23 protein-coding genes are annotated in these 24,053 nt (G+C 71.9%); 6 read left to right on the top strand and 17 right to left on the bottom strand.

Annotated elements, in window-relative coordinates; all coding sequences use genetic code 11:
• Positions 1-16: 16 nt before the first annotated feature.
• On the bottom strand, positions 17-1,027 hold the full coding sequence (locus L0984_RS29035; RefSeq protein ID WP_234197895.1) for a zinc-binding alcohol dehydrogenase family protein: 1,011 nt from the start codon (positions 1,025-1,027) through the stop codon (positions 17-19).
• A 91-nt stretch (positions 1,028-1,118) separates the two neighbouring features.
• On the opposite strand from L0984_RS29035, the gene L0984_RS29030 reads away from it, so the two are divergent.
• Positions 1,119-2,099 carry a LysR family transcriptional regulator gene (locus tag L0984_RS29030; RefSeq protein WP_234197894.1) on the top strand — a complete coding sequence of 327 codons (981 nt, stop codon included), beginning with the start codon at positions 1,119-1,121 and terminating at the stop codon, positions 2,097-2,099.
• Positions 2,096-2,944: a creatininase family protein gene (locus L0984_RS29025; RefSeq protein WP_234197893.1), complete on the top strand. Its 849-nt coding sequence runs from the start codon at positions 2,096-2,098 to the stop codon at positions 2,942-2,944. The genes L0984_RS29030 and L0984_RS29025 overlap by 4 nt, the downstream gene beginning before the upstream one ends.
• A 67-nt stretch (positions 2,945-3,011) precedes the next feature.
• On the opposite strand, the gene L0984_RS29020 is transcribed toward L0984_RS29025, so the two are convergent.
• On the bottom strand, positions 3,012-3,632 hold the full coding sequence (locus L0984_RS29020; RefSeq protein WP_234197892.1) for a YbhB/YbcL family Raf kinase inhibitor-like protein: 621 nt from the start codon (positions 3,630-3,632) through the stop codon (positions 3,012-3,014).
• Positions 3,633-3,836: 204 nt separating this feature from the next.
• On the opposite strand from L0984_RS29020, the gene L0984_RS29015 reads away from it, so the two are divergent.
• The 3 genes from L0984_RS29015 to cutA are packed head-to-tail and all read left to right on the top strand — an operon-like array spanning position 3,837 to position 6,173.
• Complete coding sequence (locus L0984_RS29015) at positions 3,837-5,531, top strand: response regulator (protein WP_234197891.1); 1,695 nt, start codon at positions 3,837-3,839, stop codon at positions 5,529-5,531.
• Positions 5,532-5,581: 50 nt separating this feature from the next.
• Positions 5,582-5,833 (top strand): GlsB/YeaQ/YmgE family stress response membrane protein, encoded by a 252-nt coding sequence (locus L0984_RS29010; RefSeq protein WP_234197890.1) that lies wholly within the window; start codon positions 5,582-5,584, stop codon positions 5,831-5,833.
• Positions 5,834-5,837: 4 nt separating this feature from the next.
• Entirely contained in the window at positions 5,838-6,173 is a 336-nt protein-coding gene (gene cutA / locus L0984_RS29005; protein ID WP_234197889.1) for a divalent-cation tolerance protein CutA, read from the top strand.
• On the opposite strand, the gene L0984_RS29000 is transcribed toward cutA, so the two are convergent.
• The 10 genes from L0984_RS29000 to L0984_RS28955 all read right to left on the bottom strand — a co-directional run bounded on the left by L0984_RS29000 (position 6,174) and on the right by L0984_RS28955 (position 14,808).
• Complete coding sequence (locus tag L0984_RS29000) at positions 6,174-6,848, bottom strand: histidine phosphatase family protein (RefSeq protein ID WP_114802098.1); 675 nt, start codon at positions 6,846-6,848, stop codon at positions 6,174-6,176.
• A gap of 123 nt (positions 6,849-6,971) precedes the next feature.
• Positions 6,972-7,955, bottom strand: a complete 984-nt coding sequence (locus L0984_RS28995) for a threonine dehydratase (RefSeq protein WP_234197888.1) — start codon at positions 7,953-7,955, stop codon at positions 6,972-6,974.
• 23 nt (positions 7,956-7,978) lie between these two features.
• On the bottom strand, positions 7,979-8,611 hold the full coding sequence (locus tag L0984_RS28990) for a LysE family translocator (RefSeq protein WP_234197887.1): 633 nt from the start codon (positions 8,609-8,611) through the stop codon (positions 7,979-7,981).
• Complete coding sequence (locus L0984_RS28985) at positions 8,611-9,306, bottom strand: VOC family protein (RefSeq protein WP_234197886.1); 696 nt, start codon at positions 9,304-9,306, stop codon at positions 8,611-8,613. Before L0984_RS28985 ends, L0984_RS28990 begins: the two co-directional genes overlap by 1 nt.
• A gap of 76 nt (positions 9,307-9,382) precedes the next feature.
• On the bottom strand, positions 9,383-10,333 hold the full coding sequence (locus L0984_RS28980; protein ID WP_234197885.1) for a PhzF family phenazine biosynthesis protein: 951 nt from the start codon (positions 10,331-10,333) through the stop codon (positions 9,383-9,385).
• Between the two features lie 106 nt (positions 10,334-10,439).
• Positions 10,440-11,081 (bottom strand): glutathione S-transferase family protein, encoded by a 642-nt coding sequence (locus tag L0984_RS28975; RefSeq protein ID WP_234197884.1) that lies wholly within the window; start codon positions 11,079-11,081, stop codon positions 10,440-10,442.
• 25 nt (positions 11,082-11,106) lie between these two features.
• Positions 11,107-11,724 (bottom strand): DJ-1/PfpI family protein, encoded by a 618-nt coding sequence (locus tag L0984_RS28970; protein WP_234197883.1) that lies wholly within the window; start codon positions 11,722-11,724, stop codon positions 11,107-11,109.
• A 24-nt stretch (positions 11,725-11,748) separates the two neighbouring features.
• Positions 11,749-12,990 carry an aminotransferase-like domain-containing protein gene (locus tag L0984_RS28965; RefSeq protein WP_234197882.1) on the bottom strand — a complete coding sequence of 414 codons (1,242 nt, stop codon included), beginning with the start codon at positions 12,988-12,990 and terminating at the stop codon, positions 11,749-11,751.
• A gap of 68 nt (positions 12,991-13,058) precedes the next feature.
• On the bottom strand, positions 13,059-14,006 hold the full coding sequence (locus L0984_RS28960) for a DMT family transporter (RefSeq protein WP_234197881.1): 948 nt from the start codon (positions 14,004-14,006) through the stop codon (positions 13,059-13,061).
• A gap of 202 nt (positions 14,007-14,208) precedes the next feature.
• Positions 14,209-14,808 carry a LysE family translocator gene (locus L0984_RS28955; protein WP_234197880.1) on the bottom strand — a complete coding sequence of 200 codons (600 nt, stop codon included), beginning with the start codon at positions 14,806-14,808 and terminating at the stop codon, positions 14,209-14,211.
• Between the two features lie 92 nt (positions 14,809-14,900).
• Here L0984_RS28955 and L0984_RS28950 point away from each other — a divergent pair, with 92 nt between their 5' ends.
• Positions 14,901-16,337, top strand: coding sequence for an aminotransferase-like domain-containing protein (locus L0984_RS28950; RefSeq protein WP_234197879.1), 1,437 nt, complete (start codon positions 14,901-14,903; stop codon positions 16,335-16,337).
• Here L0984_RS28950 and L0984_RS28945 read toward each other — a convergent pair whose 3' ends face one another.
• From L0984_RS28945 to L0984_RS28925, 5 genes are all read right to left on the bottom strand, one after another.
• Positions 16,338-17,054: an MgtC/SapB family protein gene (locus L0984_RS28945; RefSeq protein WP_234197878.1), complete on the bottom strand. Its 717-nt coding sequence runs from the start codon at positions 17,052-17,054 to the stop codon at positions 16,338-16,340.
• 55 nt (positions 17,055-17,109) lie between these two features.
• Complete coding sequence (locus L0984_RS28940) at positions 17,110-18,162, bottom strand: serine hydrolase (RefSeq protein ID WP_234197877.1); 1,053 nt, start codon at positions 18,160-18,162, stop codon at positions 17,110-17,112.
• On the bottom strand, positions 18,092-19,312 hold the full coding sequence (locus tag L0984_RS28935; protein ID WP_234197876.1) for a serine hydrolase: 1,221 nt from the start codon (positions 19,310-19,312) through the stop codon (positions 18,092-18,094). The genes L0984_RS28940 and L0984_RS28935 overlap by 71 nt, the downstream gene beginning before the upstream one ends.
• 205 nt (positions 19,313-19,517) lie before the next feature.
• Entirely contained in the window at positions 19,518-21,278 is a 1,761-nt protein-coding gene (locus L0984_RS28930) for a phospholipase D-like domain-containing protein (RefSeq protein ID WP_370646229.1), read from the bottom strand.
• A 166-nt stretch (positions 21,279-21,444) separates the two neighbouring features.
• Positions 21,445-23,346 carry an ATP-binding cassette domain-containing protein gene (locus L0984_RS28925; RefSeq protein ID WP_234197874.1) on the bottom strand — a complete coding sequence of 634 codons (1,902 nt, stop codon included), beginning with the start codon at positions 23,344-23,346 and terminating at the stop codon, positions 21,445-21,447.
• Positions 23,347-24,053: the final 707 nt, after the last annotated feature.

The raw sequence follows: 24,053 nt of genomic DNA, 5'->3' as shown, positions 1-24,053 counted from the left end.
CGCCCGGGCCGGCGGCTCAGAAGCCTTCCAGCACCACCTTGCCCCGCGCCTGGCCGCTCTCGACGAAGGCATGGGCGCGGCGCAGGTTGGCGGCGTCGATGCGGCCGTAGTGTTCGCCCAGCGTGGTGCGCAGGCGGCCGGCGTCGACCAATGCGGCCACCTCGGCCAGCAACGCACCCTGCTCGGCCATGTCGGGCGTCTCGAAGCGCGAGCGGGTGAACATCATCTCCCAGTGCAGCGAGATGGCCTTGGTCTTCAGCGGCATGGCGTCGAGCTGCGGCATGTCGTCGATCACGCCCAGGCGGCCCTGGGGCTTGAGCGCCTCGATCAGCTGGGTGTAGTGCTGCGCGGTCTGCGTGAGGCTGGCGGCCAGGTCCACGGCCTCGATGCCGGCGGCCTTCAGCTCGGCGGCGAGCGGGCGACTGTGGTCGACCACGACATGGGCGCCGAGGTCCAGGCACCACTGGCGGGTCTGCGGCCGCGAGGCGGTGGCCACCACCCGCAACTGCGTCAGCTGCCGCGCGAGCTGGATCAGGATCGAGCCCACGCCGCCCGCGCCGCCGGTGACCAGCAGCGTCTGGCCCGCGCCGCCGCCGCGTGGCACCTGCAGGCGGTCGAAGAGCAGTTCCCAGGCGGTGATGGCCGTGAGCGGCAAGGCCGCGGCCTCGGCATCGCCCAGCGTGGCGGGGGCCCGGGCGACGATGCGCTCGTCCACCAGGTGCAGCTCGCTGTTGGCACCCGGCCGCACGATGGAGCCGGCGTAGTACACGCGGTCGCCGGGCGCGAAGCCGGTGACGGCGCTGCCGACGGCATCGACGGTGCCCACGGCGTCCCAGCCGAGCACACGGGCCTGGCCGGCCTCGGGGGCGGCATTGCGGCGCACCTTGGTGTCGACGGGGTTCACCGAGATGGCGGCCACCCGCACGCGCAGGTCGCGCGGGCCGGGCTGCGGCTCGGGAAGGTCGAGGTCGATCAGCGACTCCGGTTGTTCGATGGGCAGGTTCTGGCGGTAGCCGACGGCTTTCATGGGGTTCTCCAGGCAAGGAAGAGGGGGATGGCTCCACTCTAGGTTCCGCGCCCTGCATTGATAAGCCGCCCGCCGGTGGCATCATCTTCAAATGGGAATTGAAAATCTGGCCGACCTCCGCCTGGTGCAAGAGGCGGCGCGCAGCGGCTCGCTGAGCGCCGCGGGCCGCACGCTGGGCCTGACGCCGGCCGCGGCCAGCGCGGCGCTCAAGCGGGTGGAGGCACAACTGGGTGCGCGGCTCTTCGAGCGCTCCACACGCGCGCTGCGGCTCACCGCCGAGGGCCAGACCCTGCTCGACTACGCCGGCCGCGCCTTCGAACTGCTGGCCGAGGCCGAGGCGCAGGTGACGGCCGGCCGTGGCGAGCTGGTCGGCACGCTGCGGGTGGCGGCGCCTTCGGACCTCACCCGCCGCGTGCTGCTGCCCGCCTTCGACGAGTTCCTGGCCCGGCACCCTGGCGTGCAATTGGCGCTGTCGGTGGGCGACCGCCCGCTGGACGTGATGCGCGACGAGGTGGACCTGGCCCTGCGCTACGGCCCGCTGGCCGACTCGCGGCTGGTGGCGCGCCCGCTGGCGCAGACCCGGCCCGTGCTCTGCGCCGCGCCCGCCTACCTGCAGCGGCGCGGCACACCCCGCACGCCGCAGGACCTGGCGCAGCACAACTGCCTGAGCTTCCACCGCGGTGGGCGCCGTCAGCGCGAATGGCGCTTCGGCCAGGGCGGCCAATGGGTGGCGGTGCGCATCGACGGCGACCGCCATGCCGACGATGCCTCGCTGGCGCGCGAATGGGCGGTGGCCGGCGTGGGCATCACCTTCAAGTCCTACCTGGACGTGCGGGCCGACCTGGACAGCGGCGCCCTGGTGCGCCTGCTGCCCGACTGGGACACCGAGCCCTATCCGCTGCATGCCCTGCTGCCCAGCAACCGCTTCGTGCCGGCGCGAGTGCGGGCGCTGGTGGACTTCCTGGCCGACTGGCTGGCGCACTGGCTGGCCGACGACCCGGCCGGCATCGCCAGCGCCGGGGGCAGCACCGGCGCTGGCAGGGCGGCGGGCCGGCCTAACATCGCCGCATGACCGCCACGCCCGCCAAGCCGCCCCTGTCGCCGACGCTCCCCCGTTTCTGGGCCGAACTCGGGACCCGCGACTTCGCCATGCTGGACCCGGCCACCACCGTCGCGGTGCTGCCGCTGGGCGCCACCGAGCAGCACGGCCCGCACCTGCCCCTGGGCGTGGACACCGTCATCGCCGACGGCATCGTGCAGGCCGCGCTGCCGCTGCTGCCGGCCGAACTGCCTGCGCTCTTCCTGCCCACGCTGCCCGTGGGCCTGAGCCCCGAACATGCCCGCTTCGCCGGCACGCTCACCCTGTCGTCGGAGACGGTGCTGCGCCTGTGGAAGGAGATCGGCGCCGGCGTCGCCCGCGCCGGCGTGCGCAAGCTGGTGCTCTTCAACGCCCACGGCGGCCACACCGGCGCGATGGACATCGCCGCGCGCGAGCTGCGCGAGGCGCACGACCTGATCGTCTACAGCCTGAGCTGGTTCAACCTGCCGTTGACGGACGCCACCACCGGCCAGCCGCTGGTGCCGGATCGCTTCGATGTGCACGCGGGCGAATTCGAGACGTCGCTGATGCTGGCGCTGGCACCGCAGCAGGTGCGGCGCGAGGCGGTGAAGGACTTCCCCTCCACCTCGCGGGAGCGGGCGCGGGACTACGCCATCCTGGGCAACGGCCGCAGTGCCAAGCTGGGCTGGGCCATGCAGGACTACCACCCGGAAGGCGCCGCCGGCAATGCGGCGGCCGCCACAGAGGCGCAGGGCCGCGCGCTGCTCGATGCGGCGGCACGGGGCTTGGTCCAGGCGCTTGCCGAGGTGTCGCGGCTGCCGCTGGCGACGCTGGGCGCCGATCCGCCGCGCCGCTGAATCCGCCGCGGCAAACGGAGCGGTTGCCGGACCGGGCCGTGTGCGGCCGGTGCAGGCCGTTGGACCCTCAGCCCGCGGCCACCGCTGGCGCGTCACCCACAGGAATGCTGCCGTCGCCCCGCTCGTAGGTGCCGATCAGCAGGCCGCTGGCCACGGCCCGTGCCTGGATCGCCTCCACCAGCGCATCGCGGCCGGGCGTCTCGCCCAGCGCCTCGCCTTCGGCCAGGGCATAGAGCTGGAAGGCATAGCGGTGCGGACCGTGGCCCGGCGGCGGGTCGGGCGGCAGCCAGGCGGCCTGCAGGTAGGAATTGCGGCCGGCATGCAACGCCAGGCCGTCGTGGTCCGGACTGGGCCAGGCACCTTCGGCCAGGTGGCCGTCCTCCGGCGGCAGGCCCACCGCGATCGCATGCACCAGCGGATGCGGAGTGGGCGAGTCGGCGTCCTCCACGATCAACACCAGCTCGGCCGTGCCCGCCGGCACGCCGGTCCAGGCCAGCGGCGGGGAAAAGCCCTCGCCATCGGCGGTGTAGCGCTGCGGAATCGGTGCATGGTCCCCGAAGGCCAGGCTGGTCAACTGCAGCGTGCCGTGGCCCGCGCGCAGGCCCACCGTGTTGAAGACGATGTCGTCCAGGCCGGCACGCACGCCGGCCAGCGCCTGGCCGATGGCCCCAGGAAGTTTTTCGAGCATGGTGTGACCGTAGGCGCAACTGACCCACACGCATGTAGGACTTCCGGCGACACGCCGCGCCGGACGCCCTCCCTACATTGGCTGGGTCTGCGCTTGTCCTCGCGACCCGGCGCCCCGCATCGCTTCCTTTCGTCGCCTGCCTCCATGTCCAGCTGCCCCGCCGTCTTCCTTGTCGATTCCGTGGCGGTGGCCGGGCGCTGAACCATGGAGCGCCGCGTCCTCATCCATGCGCCGGAGCCGGCAGACGCCGATGCGCTGGCCCGCACGACGCGCGGGCTGGGCCTCAATGCCGTGGCCTGCCCGTCGATGTCGGTGCTCATGGCGCATCTGCAGGAAGGCGCCGCCGCTGCCCTGCTCACCGGTCCGTCGCTCGCGTTGCTGCCCGATGCGGCGCTGCAGTCCTGGCTGTCGGCGCAGCCGGCCTGGTCGGACTTTCCCTTCGTCGTGCTGATGGGCCAGGATGGCCACACCCCGCAGGCCATGGCGCGCCTGCGCGAGCTGGGCAATGTGGTGGTGGTCGACCATCCCGCCTGCGACGAGACGCTCACCCGTGCCGTCCATGCCGCCGTGCGCCAGCGCCACCGCCAGTACACGATGCGCCAGCAGATCGACCAGCTGGAGGCGGCGCGCGCCGAGGTGCAGCGCCTGAACACCGGGCTGGAGGCGCGCATCGCCGAGCGCACGCGCGAGCTGGCCGGCGCCAACGACCGGCTCACGGCCGAGATCGGCGAGCGCGAGCGCGCCCAGACCGCCCTGCTGCATGCCCAGAAGATGGAAGCCGTGGGTCGGCTCACCGGTGGCATCGCGCACGACTTCAACAACCTGCTGCATGTGGTGCAGATGAACCTCGACCTGCTGGGTCGCATCTCCAAGGAGGCCAAGGTGCAGGAGATCAGCGGCCGGGCGCGTGGCGCCGTGGCCAAGGGCGCGCGGCTGACCAGCCAGTTGCTGTCCTTCTCGCGCAAGCAGTCGCTGCTGCCGCGGCTGTCGGACGTGAATGCGCTGATCGAGGGCATGCGCGAGCTCATTGCCGTCTCGGTCGGCTCGGCCGTTCGGGTGGAGCTGGCGCTGGACCCGTCGCCCTGCTGGGCCGTACTCGACGCGAGCCAGCTGGAGATGGCGCTGATCAACCTGGCCGTGAATGCGCGCGAGGCCATGGCGGCCGGCGGCGTGCTCACGGTGCGCACCGAGCATGTGCAGCGCGAGGCCGCAGGCAGCCTGCCGGCGGGCGACTTCGTGGCGGTGCGGGTGCAGGACACCGGTGCCGGCATCCCGGCCGGCGTGCTGGGCCAGGTCTTCGATCCCTTCTTCACCACCAAGCCGCTGGGCAGCGGCAGCGGGCTGGGCCTGAGCCAGGTCTACGGCTTCGCCCGCCAGTCGGGCGGCGAAGCCACCATCGACAGCGAGGAAGGCCGCGGCACCCGCGTCGCCCTGCTCTTTCCCGCCGTGGCCGCGCCGGCCGCGGACGCGCCCCCGCCGCCCGAAGCCGAGGTGCAGGCCCTGGCCGCGGGCCGCTCGGTGCTGGTGGTGGAGGACGACGCCGAGGTGCGCCGCGTCATCGCCGACAGCCTCGCCCTGCTGGGCTGCCGCGTCACGCAGGCGGCCGACGGTCGCCAGGGGCTGGAGATCCTGGGCGCGCAGGCCCGGCCCGACCTGATGGTGGTGGACTACGCCATGCCCGGCATGACCGGCGCGGAGTTCATCGTGCATGCGCGCCAGCGCGTGGGCGCCGTGCCCGTGGTGCTGGCCACCGGCTACGCGGACATGGCGCAGGTGGGGCGCGTGCTGGGCACGCAGTCCATCCTCATCAAGCCCTTCGAGATCTCTGCGCTGGCGGCCTGCGTGGCGCAGGCGCTGGCGCCTGCAGCGCGGGGCGGCAACCCCGGTACCCTGCACTGAGCGACACCCGCTTTTCCTTCATCCCTTTCCATACCTTCCAGGAGATCACCATGGGCATCATCGGCACCATCCTCATCGGCTTCATCGTCGGACTCGTGGCGCGCGCCATCAAGCCGGGCAACGACTCGGCGGGCTTCATCGTCACCACGCTGATCGGCATCGTGGGCTCCTTCATCGCCACCTACCTGGGCCAGGCGATGGGCTGGTACACGGTGGGCCAGCCGGCCGGCTTCATCGCCTCCGTCATCGGCGCCATCCTCCTGCTGTTCGTCTGGGGCATGGTGGCCGGCCGCCGCCGCTGAAGCCATGACCGACACCGCATGCGTGGTGATGACCACGGCCGGCACCGAGGAAGAGGCTGAGGACCTGGCCGGCGCGATGGTCGAGGCGGGCCTGGCGGCCTGCGTGCAGATCCAGCGGGTGCGCAGCGTCTACCGCTGGGAAGGCGAGACCCGCCGCGAGCCCGAGTGGCTGCTGATCTGCAAGACGCGCGCCGGCCGCTTCGAGGCGCTGCAGGCATTGATCCAGGAGAGGCACAGCTATGCCGTGCCCGAGGTGGTGCAACTGCCCATCACGGCCGGCTCGCCGGCCTACCTGCGCTGGCTGGCCGAGGCCACCGCCGAGCCGCCGGCGGCCGCCTGATCACGCGTACGTCACCCACTTCTCGTAGTCGGGGCCGTCCAGATGCGGCAAGGTGTTGTACGTCACCAGCATGTGCCGCTTGGGCGTGAACGCGAACTCCGTGACCGCGGTGTTGCGGATGCGCAGGTTCAGCTCGATGGTGGTCTCGGGCGAGGTGCCCAGCACATGGCCCACCGCCGTCGAGATCGGCCCGCCGCTGCTCACCACCAGCACCTTCGCGCCATGGTGGCGGTCGCGCACATGGTCCAGCGCGGTGGTCACGCCCGCCAGGAAGTCCACATAGCTCGGCATGCCGACTGGTGCCGCCTGCCCGTTCATCCAGGCCGACAGGCCCTGGCGCAGCAGGCGGAAGTGGGCCTTGTACAGCTCGGGCGTGTCGGCCTTGGGCAGTTTCTCCGGATGGATGGTGGCGACGACAGCCTCGCTGTCGTATTCGTTCAGGCCCGGCCAGGGCAGCACGTCCTGCGGCGGCAGCTGCATGCCGCGGGCGATGCCTTCCCAGGTCTCGCGGTGGCGGCGCAGGGTGCCGGTGATGACGGCATCGAAGCGCATGCCGCGCTCGCGCCAGTATTCGCCCAGCCGCTCGGCCTGCCGGTGGCCGAGCTCGCTGAGGCGGTCGTAGTCGTCGGAGCCGAAGGAGGCCTGGCCGTGGCGCACGAGGTAGAGCGTTCCCATGGCGGGCGATTGTCCAAAGCAGGCCGGCGGCGCTTGTCGCGCGTGGGACGGCGGACGTGCCGCCCGTCGCTTCGGTGACCCGGCCTCGTTCCCTCTCCCGCGAGGGGAGAGGGGAGGTAAACCTCAGCCCTTGTCGGCGCCTGCGGCCAGCACCTCGGCGAACAGCGGCGCATCCACATTGCCGCCCGTGAGCGCAAGCCCGATGCGCCGGCCTGCCCAGCGGCCCCGTTGCTGCAGCGCCGCGGCCAGCGCGGCGGCGCCAGCACCTTCGGCCACGTTGTGCGTGGCGGTGTGGAGCAGGCGCATCGCGCCGGCCACCTCGTCGTCGGTGACGGCCACCACGTCCTCCGCCTCCGCGCGCACGACGGCCACCGACTCGGCCACCGGTGTGCGGCAGGCCATGCCGTCGGCGATGCGCGTGGTGGCCGGCGACTCCACCAGCGTGCCGCTGCGCCACGACTGCAGGCAGGCGTCCGCATGCGCCGACACCACGCCCACCAACCGCGTGGACACGCCGCAGTGGGCCCGCGCCGCCGCCGCACCCGCGAAGCCCGAGCCCAGCCCGATGGGCACGAAGAGCACGTCCGGCGCGCCGCCGGCCGCCTTCGTCGCCTCGAAGAATTCCACGTAGGCCGTGGCCACGCCGCGCACCAGGTCACGGTGGAAGGAGGGAATGCGGTGCAGCCCGTGCTGCGCCGCCAGCGCGGCCGCATGGTCGGCGGCGGCCTGGAAGTCCTCGCCGTGCTCGACCAGTTCCACGCCCAGGGCGCGCATGGCAGCGTTCTTCTCGACCGAGTTGCCGTGCGGCACCACGATGGTGGCCTGCAGGCCGTGGCGCCGGGCCGCGAAGCCCACCGACTGGCCGTGGTTGCCGCGCGTGGCGCTGATCACGTGCCGCACCGCGGGCTGCGTGCGGCGCAGTTCCTCGAAGTAGGTGAGCCCGCCGCGCACCTTGAAGGCGCCCACGGGCGTGTGGTTCTCGTGCTTGATCCAGGCCTCGGCGCCCAGCGCCTGCTCGATCAGCGGCCAGCGGTACTGCGGCGTGGGTGGCAGGGCGCTGCGCACCGTGGCCAGCGCGGCGGCGATGTCGTCGGAAGAGAAACGCATGGCAATCCTCGGAATGATGGTGTTCAGCGGCGCTCCGGCAGGGCGATGCGCACCGCCAGGGCGGCCAGCACGCTGCCCATCACCCAGCGCTGGGCACGCAGCCAGCCTTCGCTGCGGGAGAGGAAGGCCGTGATGCGGGCAGCACCCAGCACCAGGGCACAGTTGACGGCGCCGCTGATGCCGATCTGCAGCGCCCCCAGCTGCAGCGTCTGCACCAGCACCGAGCCGGCTTGCGGATGCAGGAACTGCGGAAAGAAGGACAGGTAGAACATCGCCACCTTCGGATTCAGCACGTTCGTGACGAAGCCCATGCCGAAGAGGCGTGCCGGCGGGTCGGCCGGCAGCGCCCGCGGCTGGAAGGGCGCCGTGCCGCCTGGGCGCACCGCCTGCCAAGCCAGCCACAGCAGGTAGGCCGCGCCGGCCAGGCGGATGGCGTCGAAGGCGAAGGGCACCGCCAGCAACAGGGCGGTGAGACCGAGCGAGGCCGCGGCCAAGTGCACCACGAAGCCCAGCAACACGCCCGCCAGCGAAAGCAGCCCCGCGGCCCGCCCCTGACACAGGGCGCGCGACACGCAATAGATCATGTTGGGCCCCGGCGTGAGCACCAGCACCAGGGCCGCCAGCGAAAAGAACAGCAGGTCGTGCAGATCGAGCATCAACGCCTCCTTGAGTCGAGAACGACCACGCCACGTGGCGTGGACAGGTGTGCCTGCAACCCGGGCGCGCCGGTCGTGACGGCCATGCGTTCGCCGAGGCCCAGCACCGCCAGCGCCGCCTGCAGCGGCGCCGGATCGGGCTGGGTGGCGCCCAGGCCCAGCAGTTCCAGTCCGGCCGGCGGCAGGTGCTCGGCCGGATGCCGTTCGCCCCATTCGATCAGCGTGGGGAGGGCGCCGTCGAAGAGCCGCTGACCGTCGTCGCGCACCGTGATGCGCCACTGCAGCAGGCCGGCCCCCGTCTCGCGCGAGGCGGCCAGCGGCGGGCCGCGGTCGATGGTCAATGGGGCGGCGGCCAGGGCCTGCACGGCCGCCTGCACGTCGGGCACGCGTGCCACCCAGTGCACCAGGCGCGGCCCATCCTGCGCCAGCGAGGCTTGCAGCGTCCCATCGTCCAGGTCGAACCAGCGGCGCAGCCCCGCCGCGCGCGTCGGCCGCACCGCCGGGTCGATGGCGATGATCTCCAGGTAGCAACGCGCAAAGCCGGCACCGGCGAGGGCCAGCAGGCGGTTGTGCGTGCCCATGAGCGGATGCGCGCCGCCCGGGCCCGGGGTGAGTCCCAGCGTGGCTTCGCACCAGGCGATGCCCTGGTCCAGCGAGGCGGCAGCGACGACGAGGTGGTCGACTTCGGTGGTCATGGCGCGGCGTGGTGTCGGGCGGAGTCAAGGAGGGAGGTGGGCGGGACGGGGCGGGCTTGCCGAAGGCCAGGGCGCGTCAGAGCAGCACCTGGCCCTCGATGCAGTCGGCCACGTCGCCGCCGATCCAGACCTGGCCCGATTCGTCCTGCGTCACATGCACCCGGCCGTCGCGGCCCAGGCACTGGCCCTGGCCGGCGACGTAGCGCGTCGGCATCAGGCCGTCGGCGATGAGCCACTGCGCCAGGCTGGCGTTGAGGCTGCCGGTCACCGGGTCTTCCTCCACGCCGATGGGGGCGGCGAAGCCGCGCACCTCCAGATCGACCGACGCCGCGGCCGCTGCTGCGGCCGCCGCCGTGCTGCTGCGCGCCCCGAAGGCGCGGGCCTCGCGGTTGGCGCGGCCGATCAGCGGCGGTGCGCCGGCATCCTGCGCGTCCGTGCGCGCCGCCACGCCCACCTTCTGGCCCAGCGCCTTGAGCGCCGCGTGATCCGGCCGCAGCGCCAGCACGGTGTCGGGGCTGTCCAGCAGCAGACCCAGCCAGACCGGGCCGTTGTTGAGGCACTGCGCCGCCTCGATCTGCGAGGCCTTCAGGCCCAGGGCGGCGGCCACCTTGGACAGCAGCATGGGGCTGGGCGCGCTGCGTTGGAGCGGCGGCGCGGCGAAGGCCAGGCGTTCGCCCTCGGCGCGGATCGGCACCAGGCCGATGGCGCATTCCTGCACGATGCCTCCGGCCCGCCGTGGCCGGCCGCCGTGGGCCAGCCAGGCGCGGCAGGTGCCCAGCGTGGGATGGCCGGCGAAGGGCAGCTCGCCGCCGGGCGTGAAGATGCGCACCCGGTAGTCCGCACCGCCGGCCGCGCCTTCGGCGGTGGGCGGCAGCACGAAGGTGGTCTCGGACAGGTTGGTCCAGCGCGCGAAGCGCTGCATGGCTTCGTCGTCCAGGTCCTGGCCGTCCAGCACCACGGCGACCGGATTGCCGCGGGTGGGCGTGTCGGTGAAGACGTCGGGCTGGCGGAAAGGGCGGGTTCTCATGGCGGGGCTCGGGAAGCGGAAATGAAGGAGGAAGCGGAGAGGGCAGCGCCGTGGCGCCTGCGGGCGCCGGTCGGGCGCCCGGTGCCGCGGGCGGGCCCGCGGCGGATCAGGCCAGCGCCAGATCCAGCACGCCGAGGGCGGCCGGCCGGGTGCGCAGGGCATCGAACCAGCGCTCCACGTTGGGCCATGAAGGGCGGCGGTACTCGGCCGGTGGCAGGCCGAACCAGCGGTGCACTTCGCAGGCGACCGGGATGTCGGCCATGGTGAAGCGCTCGCCGGTCATGAAGTCGCGGCCGGCCAGGTGGGCATCCAGCATGGCCATCAGCGGCTCGGTGGCGGCGACGGAGGCGGCGACGGCCTGCGCATCGCGTTCGGCGGCGGGCACGCGCACCAGTTGCACGAAGGCGTCGCGGCCGGCGGGATTGAGCGTGGTCTGCTGCCAGTCCATCCAGCGCTCGGCGTCGAAGCGCGCCTCCAGCGGCTCGGGGTACATGAGCCCGTGCGAATGGCGGGCGCAGAGGTAGCGCACGATCACGTTGCTTTCCCACAGCACGAAGCGGGCGTCGTCCTCGCCGTCCTGCAGCAGCGGCACCAGCGCGTTGGGATTGAGAGCCAGGTATTCGGGCGTGTGCACCAGGCCGTGGGCGCCGCCGGCCTCGGTGCGCTGGAAGTCCAGGCCGAGTTCCTGCGCGCACCACACCACCTTGCGCACGTTGATCGAGCTGATGCGGCCCCAGAGATTGAGCATGGGTCGGGTTCCTTGTCGAAGCGGGTCAGGCCGCGGTGACGGCCGCCGGCAGGTAGGGCGCGACGGCGGCCATCGCGCGGGCCACGTAGTCGGCCTTCTCGCCGACGGGCGCGACGTAATGCAGCGCGTCGCGGGCGGCGGCGATGCCTTCGCTGCGCGCGATCAGCCAGGCGGCCAGGTAGGGCGAGGCCAGGCAACCGCCGGCCGTGGCCACGTTGCCGTCGGCGAAGAAGGGCTGGTCGAGCACGCGCACGCCGGCCTCCTGCACCCAGGGCTTGGTGGTGAGGTCGGTGCAGGCCGGCACCGTGCCCAGCAGGCCCAGACGCGCCAGCACCAGCGTGCCGGAGCACTGGGCGCCGATGAGTTGGCGCGCCGGGTCGAGCCTCAGCCGCGCCATCAGCGCCGCATCGGCCACCACCTCGCGGGTGCGGATGCCGCTGCCCACCAGCACGGCCTCGGCCTGGGCGGCCTCTTCGAGCGTGGCGGTGGCGTCGAGCGTGACCCCGTTCATCGAGGTGACGCGCGCCGTGGGCGCCGCCAGCGTGACGCGCCAGCCAGGGCGCTTGATGCGGTTGAGCACGCCCAGGGCGATCAGCGAGTCGAGCTCGTTGAAGCCGTCGAAGGTGAGGATGGCGGTGTGCATGGCGGGGGCCTTTGGCGTCGGGCGTCAGTGGGCCGCGGCCAGCTGCTGCTGCACCAGCGCCGCGGCGCGGTGGGCCAGCGCCTCGCGCACCGTCTCGGCCAGGGCGGCGATGGCGGTGGCGATCTGCGCCTCGGTGGCGGTCACGAAGGACAGCCGCAGCGTGCGCGGATCGGCTTCGCCGGCATAGAAGGGCGCGCCGGGCACGAAGGCGACGTTGCGCTCCACCGCCTGGGTCAGCAGCGCCGTCGCGTCGATGCCCTCGGGCATGCGCAGCCACAGGAACATGCCGCCCTTGGGCACGTTGAACTCGACATCCAGTCCCTTCATCTCGCGCTGCAGCGCGCCCACCATCGCGTCGCGCTGCGCCTTGTAGAGCGCGCGGATCTTGGGCACATGCCGATCCAGGAAGCCGCCCTGCATCACGGTGCTCACCATGCGCTGCGTGAAGATGGGCGTGTGCAGGTCCACCGCCTGCTTGGCCTGCAGCAGCTTGGGGTACAGCGCCTTGGGCGCCACCAGGAAGCCCAGCCGCAGGCCGGGCGCCAGCACCTTGGAGAAGGAACCGAGGTAGATGCAGCCCTCGGGGTTGCGCGCCGTCAGGGGCAGCGGCGGCGCCTCGTCGAACCACAGCTCGCCGTAGGGGTTGTCTTCGATGATGGGCAGGCCCGCGGCCTGGGCGGCGGCCGACACCGCGGCGCGGCGCGCCTCGCTCATGGTGCGGCCGGTGGGGTTCTGGAAGTTGGGCAGCAGGTAGATGAAGCGTGCCCGGTCCTCGAAAGCGGCCCCTTCGGTGCCGCGTGCCTTCGCGCTCAGGTCCTCGGGCAGCACGCCTTCGGCATCGCTGGCCACGCTGACGGCCTGCGGCTCCATGGGGCTGAAGGCCTGCAGGGCGCCGAGGTAGGTGGGCGTCTCCACCAGCACCTTGCTGCCGGGGTCGATCAGCACCTTGGCGATCAGGTCCAGGCCCTGCTGCGAGCCGGTGGTGATCAGCACCTGGTCGGCCTCCACGTCCCAGGGCAGCATGTCGGCCACCGCCTGGCGCAGCGGCGCATAGCCCTCGCTGGCCGCGTACTGCAGCGCGCCCTGGCCATCGGTGGCCAGCACCTCGGCGCAGGCGGCGGCGAACTCCGTCACCGGAAAGGTCTTGGGCGAGGGCAAGCCGCCGGCCAGGCTGATCACATTCGGCCGCTCGGTCACCTTGAGGATCTCGCGGATGGCGGAGGGGTTCATCTTCTCGGCGCGGGCGGCGAGTTTCCAGGTCGTCATGGTGGGCTCCTTGTCGGGTTGTCGTGTGCCAGGCCTCACGCGGGCCGGGGCGGGGTCTTGCAAAAGAGTCAGAGGGGTCGGTCGGTGGCGGGGCGCGCCGCGGCCGGCGGCTGGGCGAGCTTCTTGCCGAGCAGCACCGTCGCCACCACGGCGAGGGCGAAGCCCAGCGTCATGGCGTCGATGCGCTCGCCCAGGATCGGCACCGCCGCCAGGATGGAGAAGAAGGGCTGCAGCAGCTGCGCCTGGCTCACGCGCAGCGCGCCGCCCAGCGCCAGGCCACGGTACCAGGCGAAGAAGCCGGCCCACATCGAGAACACGCCCAGGTACACCAGGCCGCCCCAGGCGACCGGCGCGACAGGCGCGGTGGGCCACAGAAAGAAGGTGGCCGGCAGCGTCACCGGCAGCGCCAGCACGCAGACCCAGCAGATCACGCGCTCCGCACCCAGCGCCGGCGTGACCTGCGCGCCATAGATGTAGCCGGCCGAGGCCGCGACCACGCCGCCCACCAGCAGTAGGTCGGCCGGGTCCAGGCCGAAGCCGCCCTGCGGCGAGGCGCGCAGCAGCGAGAACACGATCACCAGCGCGCTGCCGGCCACGGCGCACAGCCAGAAGCCCCAGTGCGCCCGCTGGCGCAGCACCATCGCGGCGATCACGGCGGTCACCAGCGGCAGCAGCGCCGTGACCACGGCCGCATGCCCCGCCGTGACCGTGCGCAGCGCCAGCGCCAGCAGCAGCGGATAGCCCAGGGCATTGCCCAGCGTGGCGAAGGCCAGCGGTCGCCAGTGGTGGCGCTGCGGCAGCGGCGAGCGGGTGACCAGCAGGAAGGCCGCCGACAGCAGCCCCGCCAGCGCCGCGCGGCCCAGGGTCACGAACCAGGGCGAGAGCTGCGGCGCCTCGGCCGTGCCCGTGGCCAGGCGCGTGGCGGGCAGCGTGATGCCGAACACGGCGACGCCCAGGATGCCGAGCCACAGACCCAGGCGCTGGTCGCGGGCGTGGCGTTCGGGGCTGGGCGCCATTGGGTCGGACGCGGATTGCGGCGGGTTGCTCACTGGGATGCCCCCACTGGCCGTTCGGGCTGAGCCTGTCGAAGCCGGGGCGCGATCTCCTGCGCGCCGTTCCGCCCTTCGACAAGCTCAGGACGAACGGATGGGGGAAGGGATTCGCTCATGCTCGTCCGCATCCGCATCCGCATCCGCATCCGCATCCGCATCCTGGTCCTCATGCCTTCACCATCCACGCCGCCGTCAGCACCAGCAGCAGCGCCATCGCGCGGTTGAACATCAAGAGCCGCCGCCCCTGCGCCAGCCAGCCGCGCAGCAGGGCGCCGGCGGCCGCATAGGCCAGGTTGCTGGCGAGTGCGAACAGGATCATCACGCCCGTCACGATGCCGGTGCGCAGCATGGGCTGCGCCTGCCCGCTCACCCAGCCGGCCACGATGGCCAGGGCCAGCAGCCAGGCCTTGATGTTGACGAACTGCAGGCCCACGCCCTGCCAGAAGCCCACCCGCAACTGCGCGGCCGAGGCCTGCGCCATCCGGTCCGCGCCCCACAGGCGCCAGGCCATCCACAGCAGGTAGGCGATGCCCGCGGCCTTGACGGCCAGGCGCAGCATCGGTGCCGCGGTCACCAGGGCGCCCAGGCCAGCCGCCGTCAGCAACAGCAGCAGGCTCCAGCCCACCGGCACCGCGCAGACGAAGCGCATCGCCCGGCGCAGGCCGCCATTGGCCGCCAGCGTGGTCGAGAGCGTGGTGTTGGGGCCGGGCGAAAAGCTCATCGCCGAGGCCAGCACCAGCAGCGCGGTGAATTCTTGCCAGGTCATGGAGGCCCACTCTACACTTTGGCGCCAGTACAGAAGCAGTACAGTTTCGCGAACAAACAGGCCCATCTGTATTGGTGGCCGCACCAACACACATGCTCACCCGCACCCACAGCCAGACCCTCACCGAGCAGCTGGCCGCGCTGTTTGCCGAGCGCATCCGCAACCGCCTGCTGGCGCCGGGCGCGCGCCTGCCCTCGGTGCGCGAATGCGCGCGCCAGCACAGCGTGAGCCCGCACACCGTGGTCGCCGCCTACGACCAATTGCTGGCGCAGGGCCTGGTGGAGGCACGGCGCCAGCGCGGCTTCTTCGTGCGCCAGGCCGAGGCGGCCGAGCGTGCGGAGCCCCATGCCCGCGGTGCGGCACCGGCCGCGCCGGTCGCCACCGTGCTGGCCGCGCCGCCCGCCGCACCGGCCGATGCCAGCACGCTGATCCGCGGCATGTTCCATCGCCAGAGCGACAAGCCCCAGCCCGGCATGGGCGTGCTGCCGCCGGACTGGCTGGACAGCAGCTTCATGCCCGCCGCCGTGCGCCGGGTGACGGGCCCCGCGGCGTTGCGCGAGTTCTCGCTGCAGTACGGCGACCCGGCCGGCGACGCCACGCTGCGCGCCAGCCTGGCGCAGAAGCTCGCCGGCCTGCAGTTGCCGGTGACGCCGTCGCAGATCGTCAGCACCGTGGGCGCCACCCATGCGCTGGACATCGTCAGCCGCACCCTGCTGCGCGCTGGCGATCCGGTGATGGTCGAGGAGCCCGGCTGGGCGGTCGAATTCGCCCGGCTCGAAGCCCTGGGCATGCGCGTGCTGCCCGTGCCCCGCCGCGCCGACGGGCCCGACCTGGCCGTCATGCAGCGCTACTGCGAGGCCCATGCGCCCAAGCTCTTCGTCAGCGTGAGCGTGCTGCACAACCCCACCGGCCATTGCCTGTCGCCCGGCAGCGCGCACCGCGTGCTCCAGCTGGCGGCGCAGCACGACTTCCACATCGTCGAGGACGACACCTACGGACACCTCGCGCCCGAGCATGCGACCCGGCTGGCCGTGCTCGACGGCCTGCAGCGCGTGATCTACGTGAGCGGCTTTGCCAAGGTGCTGGCGCCCAACTGGCGCATCGGCTTCCTGGCGGCCGCGCCGCCGCTGGTGGAGCGGCTGCTGGAGACCAAGCTGCTCGCCACGCTGACCACGCCGGCCCTGTTCGAGCGGGCGCTGGCCTGGTGCATCGACCAGGGCCAGCTGCGCCGTCATGTGGAGCGCATCCGCCTGCGGCTTGACGGCGCCCGCGGCCGGGCCGTCAAGCTGGCGCTGGCCCATGGCTGCACGCTGGCGTCGGAGCCCGCGGGCCTGTTCGGCTGGCTGGACACCGGCGTGGACACCGACACCCTCACCCAGCGCATGCTGGACCAGGGCTACCTGCTGGCGCCCGGCTCGCTCTTCCATGCGCGGCGCCAGCCCACCACGCTGATGCGCATCAACTTCGCCACCGCGCAGGACGCCGGTTTCTGGAAGGCCTTCGGCCGCACGCGCGACGCGATGCGGTAGTCAGTCCTCGGCGCTGGCGCTCCAGAAGGCCTGGTGCACGCCGGGCAGCAACTCCAGCGCATGCGTGACCCGGTCCAGCTCGTCCGCATCCACCGCCGTGGCATAGAGCACCGCCTCGATCTCCGCATCGCCCTGGCCGAAGGGATGCTGGTCGATCTCGCGCACCGGGTAGCTCGCGGCGGCCAGGCGCTCCACCAGTTCCTCGCGCATCTGCGCCTGCACGGCGCGCGCGCAGATCACGTAGACCGAGTACGCGGCCTCGGTGATCTCTTCCACCACCGGCTGGCGGTTGATGCGGTTGACCACCGGCCGCAGCAGCGTGTTGCTGGCCAGCACGAACAGGGCCGCAACGATGGCCTCGCCCAGCAGGTCGGCGCCGGCGCATGCGCCCACCGCCGCCGAGCCCCACAGCGTGGCCGCCGTGTTGAGCCCGCTGATGTTGGCGCCTTCCTTCATGATCGCGCCCGCGCCCAGGAAGCCGATGCCCGACACCACGTAGGCCACCACGTGCACCGCGCCGTCGCTGCCATGCAGGCGGTTGGCCATGTCCACGAACACCGCCGCGCCCACGGCCACCAGCGTGTTGGTGCGCAGGCCGGCGGTGCGCTGCCGGATCTGCCGCTCCAGCCCGATCATGCCGCCCAGCAGGAAGGCCGAGCCGATGCTCACGAGCGTGTCGAGCAGCGACGGAAGGTTGAAGTTCTGGAGGGCTTGCATGGGGAGGACGCGGCGTGTGGGCGCGCATCATCCCCCATCCCTGTGACGGCGGCGCTCAGCGGCCCAGCGCCACCTGCCGGATCGCCCGCCCCACCGATTCCAGCACCGGCCCGGCCTGCTTCTGCTCGTCCAGGTCGGCCGTGCAGGCCACGATCACCAGTGCCTTCTGCAGGTCGTCCGGGTCGAGCACCCCGGCATGGCAGGCGCGCCGGTGCTGGGTGCCCGTCTTGTGGATGAAAGCATGGTCGCGCGGCAGGCCGGCCTGCAGGCGGTAGCCGGTGTAGATGTCGTGCTTCATCGCCTTGTAGAGCAGGGCCCGTGGCGGGCCATCGGGCAGCACCTGCCCACGCACCAGCCGCTCCAGCATGGCGCCGTAGGCGATCAGCGTGGTGGTGTTCAGGTCGCGGCGGTAATAGCGGTCGTAGGCCTCGTCCATGCTCGTGGTGGCAAGGTCGGCGCGCTGCGCGTCGACGGCGCGGCGGATGGCCTCCACCCGCGCCGGCCCGTTGCGCGCCGAGGCGATGCGCACCAGCGTGCGGTTGTCCAGGTCGCGCGCCTTCGGATGCACCTCGGCATACACGTCGCGCCGCACCTGCGCGAAGGTGGTCAGCGTGACGTTGGGCGTGCCCATGGCCTGGCGCGTGCCGTCGTTGAGCGTCTGCACGGTCACCGTGCGGATCAGCATGTTGGCGGCCGTGTTGTCGCTCTCCAGCAGCATGCGCTCGACCAGCGTTCGCAGGCTGTAGCGGGTGCCGGTGTCGTTCCAGACGATGTTGCCGACGTCGATGCGGTCGCCGTCTTCCAGCGCCAGTTCGTCGTCCAGCGTGCGACGGCCGTCCTGCACCTGGCGCAGCACGGCCAGCGCCACCGGCACCTTGGCCATGGAGGCGAGGTACCAGCGCTGGTCGGCGCCGTGGTTCATCTCGCTGCCGTCCGAAAGGCGCTTGACGTAGACGCCCAGGCGCCCGGGCGTCTGCTGGTCGATGCGCGCGATGCGCTCGGCCAGGCGCTGCGACCAGGCGCCGTCGTCGGCGGCCTCAGCGCGCCACGCCGGCAGCAGCAGCGCCGTGGCGATCGTCAGGCATGAAAGCAGGGCAGGTGGGCGCATCGGGAGTTCCTTGCGTGAGCAATCCGGATCGGCAGAGGGCGGCGGCGGTCTGGGCCAGAAGATGTTCGGCGCGGGTCAGGCTGGGTGCGTCGCGCACGCAGGCCACCAGCACCACCGGGTGCCGTGCATCGGTGCCGGGCATGCGCACCAGGCCGGCATCGCAGATGCGGCGGCGCTGGGTGCCGGTCTTGTGGGCGAAGCGCGCCTGCGGCGGCAGGCCGGCGCGCAGCCGCTGCGGGCCGGTGGCGACGTCTTCCATCAGCTTGAGCAGCGTCTGCGTGGCCTCGGCGCCCAGGGCGCGGCCCTCGGCCAGCGCGACGAGGATCTGGGCATAGGCATCCAGCCGGCCGCTGTTGAGGCCTTCGGCGTAGTAGGCGTCGTAGGCGGGATCGAGGGAGCCGGCCTTGAGCTGGCCCGGAGGCAGGGCCAGCAGCTCGGCGAGCTGGCGGCGCTTCGCCGCATCGCTGCCCGCGCGGTGCAGGGCCAGCAGGTCGCTGCCCGACAGGTGGCTGGCCGCGGGCGTGAGCTGGCCATAGACCTGGCGCCGTACCTCGGCCAGCGGCGTGATGCGCGCGATGCCGTTCGGCGCCAGCGCCCGCACCACGCCGTTCACGGCCTGCAGGCCGACCAGGTCGATCAGCATGTCGGTGGCCGTGTTGTCGCTGTAGATAATCATCTGGCCCATGAGCCAGCGCACGCTGAGCGCACTGCCCAGCGGCTGACGCAGCGTCGCGCCCGCGCCGTCCACGCGGTCTCCGGCGCGGAAGGTGACGGTGGTGTCCAGCGTGATCTCGCCGCGCTCGACGGCCTGCAGCACGGCGATGGCCACCGGCACCTTGACCATGGAGGCCAGGTACCAGCGCTCGTCCGCCCGGTGGCCGAAGGACTGGCCGCTGGCGAGGTCCAGCACGTACACGCCAATGCCGGTCTGTGGCCCTCCGTCCAGCTGCTGCATGGCGCTGGCCATGCGGGCCCGCCAGTCCGCGCCCGTGCTCGACGTCGGAGGGAGGGCCGGCGCGACCGACGGCACCGGCGCCACATGGGACGGCGTGCCGGGCACGGTGACGGGCGCCGGCGCGAGCGGCTGCACCTGGGCGGTCGCGGCTGCGCACAGCGAAAGCAGAATGGCCGGGGCACCGGGCAGGCGCATGAGGCGGCACAGGCGATGGAGGACGGAAGGTCGCATCGGGTCGTCGGGTTGCGCGAAGGTGGCGGTGGGGAGTCGGTGGCGGAAGTCGGAAGCAGGATTGCGTCGGCGAGGGTGGTTTGCGCGGTGGGTGAGCTTGTCGGCTCGCGCCGGAAAGGGGTGCCTGGCCCGACGCGCCGACTGGACGGGCGCGGGCATTGGCGACAGGTCACAACATCGAGTCGGGCGCGAGGGGGCCGATCAGCCACAGCAGGGCGCGCAGGCTGGCGCTGGTGTCGGGCTCCGTGTGGGCATCCTGCAGACCGCTGCCGGCCGGCGCCCGCCAGACGAGGGCGCCGCCGGCCGATGGATCGCGCTCCACCTTCCAGGCGCCTTCCTTGAGGCTCTTCTCGACGATGGACGTGGCCTCGGCGGACAGCTCGGGGCTGCGCACCACCAGCGCGATCTCGGTGTTCTGCTTCTGCGAGCGCAAATCGAGGTTCATCGAACCGATGGCCAGCAGCCGGCCGTCGCGCACGATGAACTTGGAATGCAGCATGGCCTTGGATTCGCCCATGCTGCCCGTCACGCCGCTGCCCGTGCCCAGCGCCTGGCGAAGGCCGGCCTGGTCGGCACGCATCTCGTAGAGCTCCACGCCCATGTCCAGCAGGTCGGTGCGGTGGCGCGCATAGCCCACATGGGCCACCGGCGCATCGTTGGACGCCAGCGAGTTGGTCAGCACGCGGATGCGCACGCCCCGCTCGCGGGCCTTGGCGAAGGCGTTGCGGATCTCGTCGCCCGGCACGAAATAGGGCGAGACGATGACCAGGTCCTGCCTGGCCTGGGCGATCAGGGGCAGCACGCCCTCGACCACCGTCTCGCCCGCCGGCATCTCGCCGTGCGGCGCATCGGGCTTGGCGGGCGCGGGGCCTTCCTTGGCCTGATCGTCGGCGGGGATCTTCCCGGGCCGGTCGACCAGCAGCAGCGCGGGCGCCCACGTGAACTTCACCGCCTTCAGGTCCATGGGCTGCTCGTCCCAGCCCGGGCGCTGGGCAGCCTTGCTGTCGCCGAAGGCGGCGGCGCTTTGCGCATCCGGGCGCGGCTCGCCGTCGGGCGGGGAGGGCGTGCCTTGCGCGCCCCCGCTGGCGCCCGAACGCCCGCTTTCGGCCGCCTTCTCGCGGATGCGGTCCATCTCCTTGCGGTCCACCAGCGACTCGACGGGATAGGCGCGCTCGTCGTTCCAGTACTGGTCGAAGCTCTTGGACATCTGCTGCACGATGGGGCCGGCGGCCAGCACGTCCAAGTCGACGAAGTTGCCGGCGTCGCCGCCCAGGCCGAAGTAGGCATCGCCCAGGTTGCGCCCGCCGGTGATGCCCAGCGTGTTGTCCGCGATGAAGAGCTTGTTGTGCATGCGCTGCTGGATGCGGCCCATGTCGCCCAGGGAGACGACGATGCGGCCGATGGACGAGGCGCGTGCGCCAGCGAGCGGGTTGAACAGCCGGATCTGCACATTGGGCGTGTCGGCCAGGCCCAGCACCAGCGCATTGCGGCCGGCGCTGTGGAAGTCGTCGATCAGGATGCGCACCCGCACGCCGCGCCGGGCGGCGTCCTGCACGGCACGCATCAGGCGGCCGGTGCTGGCGTCGGCGTGGATGGCGTAGTACTGCAGGTCCAGACTGCGCTGGGCCTGTTCGGCGAGAGCGAGCCGGCTGGAATAGGCGGCCTGCGGGCCGTCGATGAGCATGAAGCCGGAGGTGGTGCGCGGCGCGGCGACGGAGGCAGCCGGCTTGTCCGACCCGTTCTGCTGGATGAACGCAGCGAGTGGGCCGTTCGTCGCCGGAGGCAGCGCCTTGGAAACGGGCCGGTCCACGTTCTCCGGCAGGCTGGTGCAGCCCCCCACGGTGGCGCCCAGCAGGGCGGCCGCGGCGAGCAGGGCGGCACCGACGCCGCGGCGCAATGTCCGGCGACGAAGGGTCAATGAAGGTGGCATTGCACGGGGCTGGCAGGCATGGTGCCCGCGGTATAGCCCGGGGTGGTGCGTCGCCGTGTCGGACAAGGGGGCGCTTCGTGCGACGGAAGGCGCCTTTTTCTGAGGGGCGCAGGGTGGCCGAGCGCGCTCTTGCCGCTTATCGCGCCCTGGGCGCGGTCTCCGGCGCTCAGCGGGCCTCGAGCACTTCCCAGCGCTCCAGCGCTTCCAGCAGTTCTTCCTCGATCTGCGCGAAGCGTTGCGCCAGCTCGGCGCCCCGTCCAGGGTCGGTGCCGTAGATGGCGCCGCCGCCGCGTTCGAGTTCGGCCTGCACCGTCTTCTGCTCGGCTTCCAGGGCCGCGATGCGCGCGGGCAGCGCGTCGAGTTCGCGCTGCTCCTTGTAGCTGAGCTTGCGGCGCGGGGCCGCCGTGGTGGCGTCGGCGACAGGCGGCGTTGCCGTAGCTGGCGCCGCCGCGGGGGCGCTCGACGTTGTCGCGGCGGCCGATGCGGCCGCGATTTCGCGCGCGCGCCGCGACTGGATCAGCCAGTCCTGCACGCCACCTTCGTACTCGCGCCAGCGGCCATCGCCCTCGGCGGCGATGGTGCTGGTCACCACGTTGTCCAGGAAGGCGCGGTCGTGGCTCACCAGAAACACGGTGCCTTCGTAGTCCTGCAGCAGCTCTTCCAGCAGTTCGAGGGTGTCGATGTCCAGGTCGTTCGTCGGCTCGTCCAGCACGAGCACGTTGGCGGGCCGCGCGAACAGGCGGGCCAGCAGCAGCCGGTTGCGTTCGCCCCCGCTGAGCGAACGCACAGGCGACTGCGAGCGGGCCGGGGAGAAGAGGAAGTCGGACAGGTAGCTCTTGACGTGCTTGCGCTGCTTGCCGATCTCGATCCACTCGCTGCCCGGGCTGATGAAGTCCTCCAGCGTGGCGTCCAGGTCCAGCGCGTCGCGCATCTGGTCGAAGTAGGCGACCTCCAGGTTGGCGCCCTGGCGCAGCCGGCCGGCGTCGGGGGCGATCTCGCCCAGGATCAGCTTGAGCAGCGTGGTCTTGCCGGCGCCGTTGGGGCCGATCAGCCCCACCTTGTCACCGCGCAGGATGGTGGCCGAGAAGTCGCGCACCACGGCGCGCTCGCCGTAGCGCTTGGTCACCTCGGTGAGTTCGGCCACGATCTTGCCGCTGGGCAGGCCGCTGGCCACGTCCATCTTCACACGGCCCAGCGCCTCGCGCCGGCTGGTGCGGCGGCTGCGCAGCGTCTCGAGTCGGCCGATGCGGCTCTGGCTGCGCGTGCGGCGGGCCTCGACACCCTTGCGGATCCACACCTCCTCCTGCGCGAGCAGCTTGTCGGCCTTGGCGTTGATCACGGCTTCCTGGGCGAGCTGCTCTTCCTTCTGCACCTGGTAGCGCGCGAAGTTGCCGGGATAGCTGCGCAGCTGGCCGCGGTCCAGCTCGACGATGCGCGTGGCCACGGCGTCGAGGAATGCACGGTCGTGGGTGATCGTGACCACGCTGCCTTTGAAGGCGAGCAGCAGCTGCTCGAGCCATTCGATGGCTTCGAGGTCCAGGTGGTTGGTGGGTTCGTCGAGCAGCAGCACATCGGGCGCCGCCACCAGGGCCTGGGCCAGGGCGACGCGCTTGCGCATGCCGCCGGAGAGCGCGCCGATGCGTGCGTCGGGCGCCAGATTCAGGCGGTGCAGGGTCTCGTCGACACGCTGTTCCCAGTTCCAGCCTGCCTGGGCCTCGATCTGGGACTGGAGGGCGTCGAGGTCCTCGCCCTCGCCGCCCGCGAGGTAGCGGGCGCGCAGGCTCACGATCTCGGCCAGGCCGTGGCTGACGGCGTCGAACACGCTGTGGCCGGCGTCGAGCACCGGCTCCTGCGCCACATAGGCCACGCGCAGCCCCTGCTGCACCTGCATCGTGCCGTCGTCGGTCTTCTCCAGCCCACCGAGGATCTTGAGCAGCGACGACTTGCCTGCGCCATTGCGGCCGATCAGGCCGACGCGCTCCTGCGTCTGCAGCGAGAAATCGGCGTGGTCGAGAAGCGGCACATGGCCGAAGGCCAACTGTGCGTTCAGTAAGGTGATGAGTGCCATTGGGCGCGGATTATCGAAGCGCGCCGCAGCGGTGCCCGGGCGCCGGGGTAGGAGGTGTCTCGGCCCATTGGGTGGAGTGGATGCAGAGCCCGCTCACCCTTGACCTACCGGAGGCGCTTTATCCATCCCTCGTGACTCTCTCTATATAGGTACTCAGTGGGCCGCCCACTTTGCGCGTTACGCGGGATGGCGCAGCGGCAGCAGTGGCGCACAGCGACCAGCACGCCCATGAGACTCGGGCACCCATGGCGCTTGTCACTTGCCCTGCACGGCGGCGCCACGCGGAAGTAGGCGACCCACTTTGACGAAGAACGGGCCCGAAAAGAGGTTGTTCATCCCCCTGCTGACGTACGCACGGGCGGCGCGCAGCGCCCCGTCAGCTGTGTGGCGCGGGCATACGCGCAGGATGCCGAGCGCTGCGTGTGTTGGTCACAGGTTCGGGTGCCCAACCCGTCCGCCAACTAAGACCATCCAGAAAGAGCCTCCAGGCCCCGGGGCGAAGCTGCAGCCATGAGCCACGCACAGGGCACCCGAGGTGAGATGCGATTTCTTGTCACACGGGACTTGCATTCCTGTCAGTCAGCGCCGTATACTGGCGGGCTCGCTGACTGACACGCATCTTTGTTGTGAGTTTGGCTGGTGAGGGGTTTGAGAGAATGACGGCAGCTTCTGGAAAAAAGAAGTTGCGCTTTTAGAAAAAAGCGTGT

Source organism: Pseudacidovorax sp. NFM-22, assembly GCF_021401245.1.
GTDB lineage: Bacteria > Pseudomonadota > Gammaproteobacteria > Burkholderiales > Burkholderiaceae_C > Xenophilus.
This window is presented reverse-complemented; position numbering and strand designations above follow the sequence as displayed.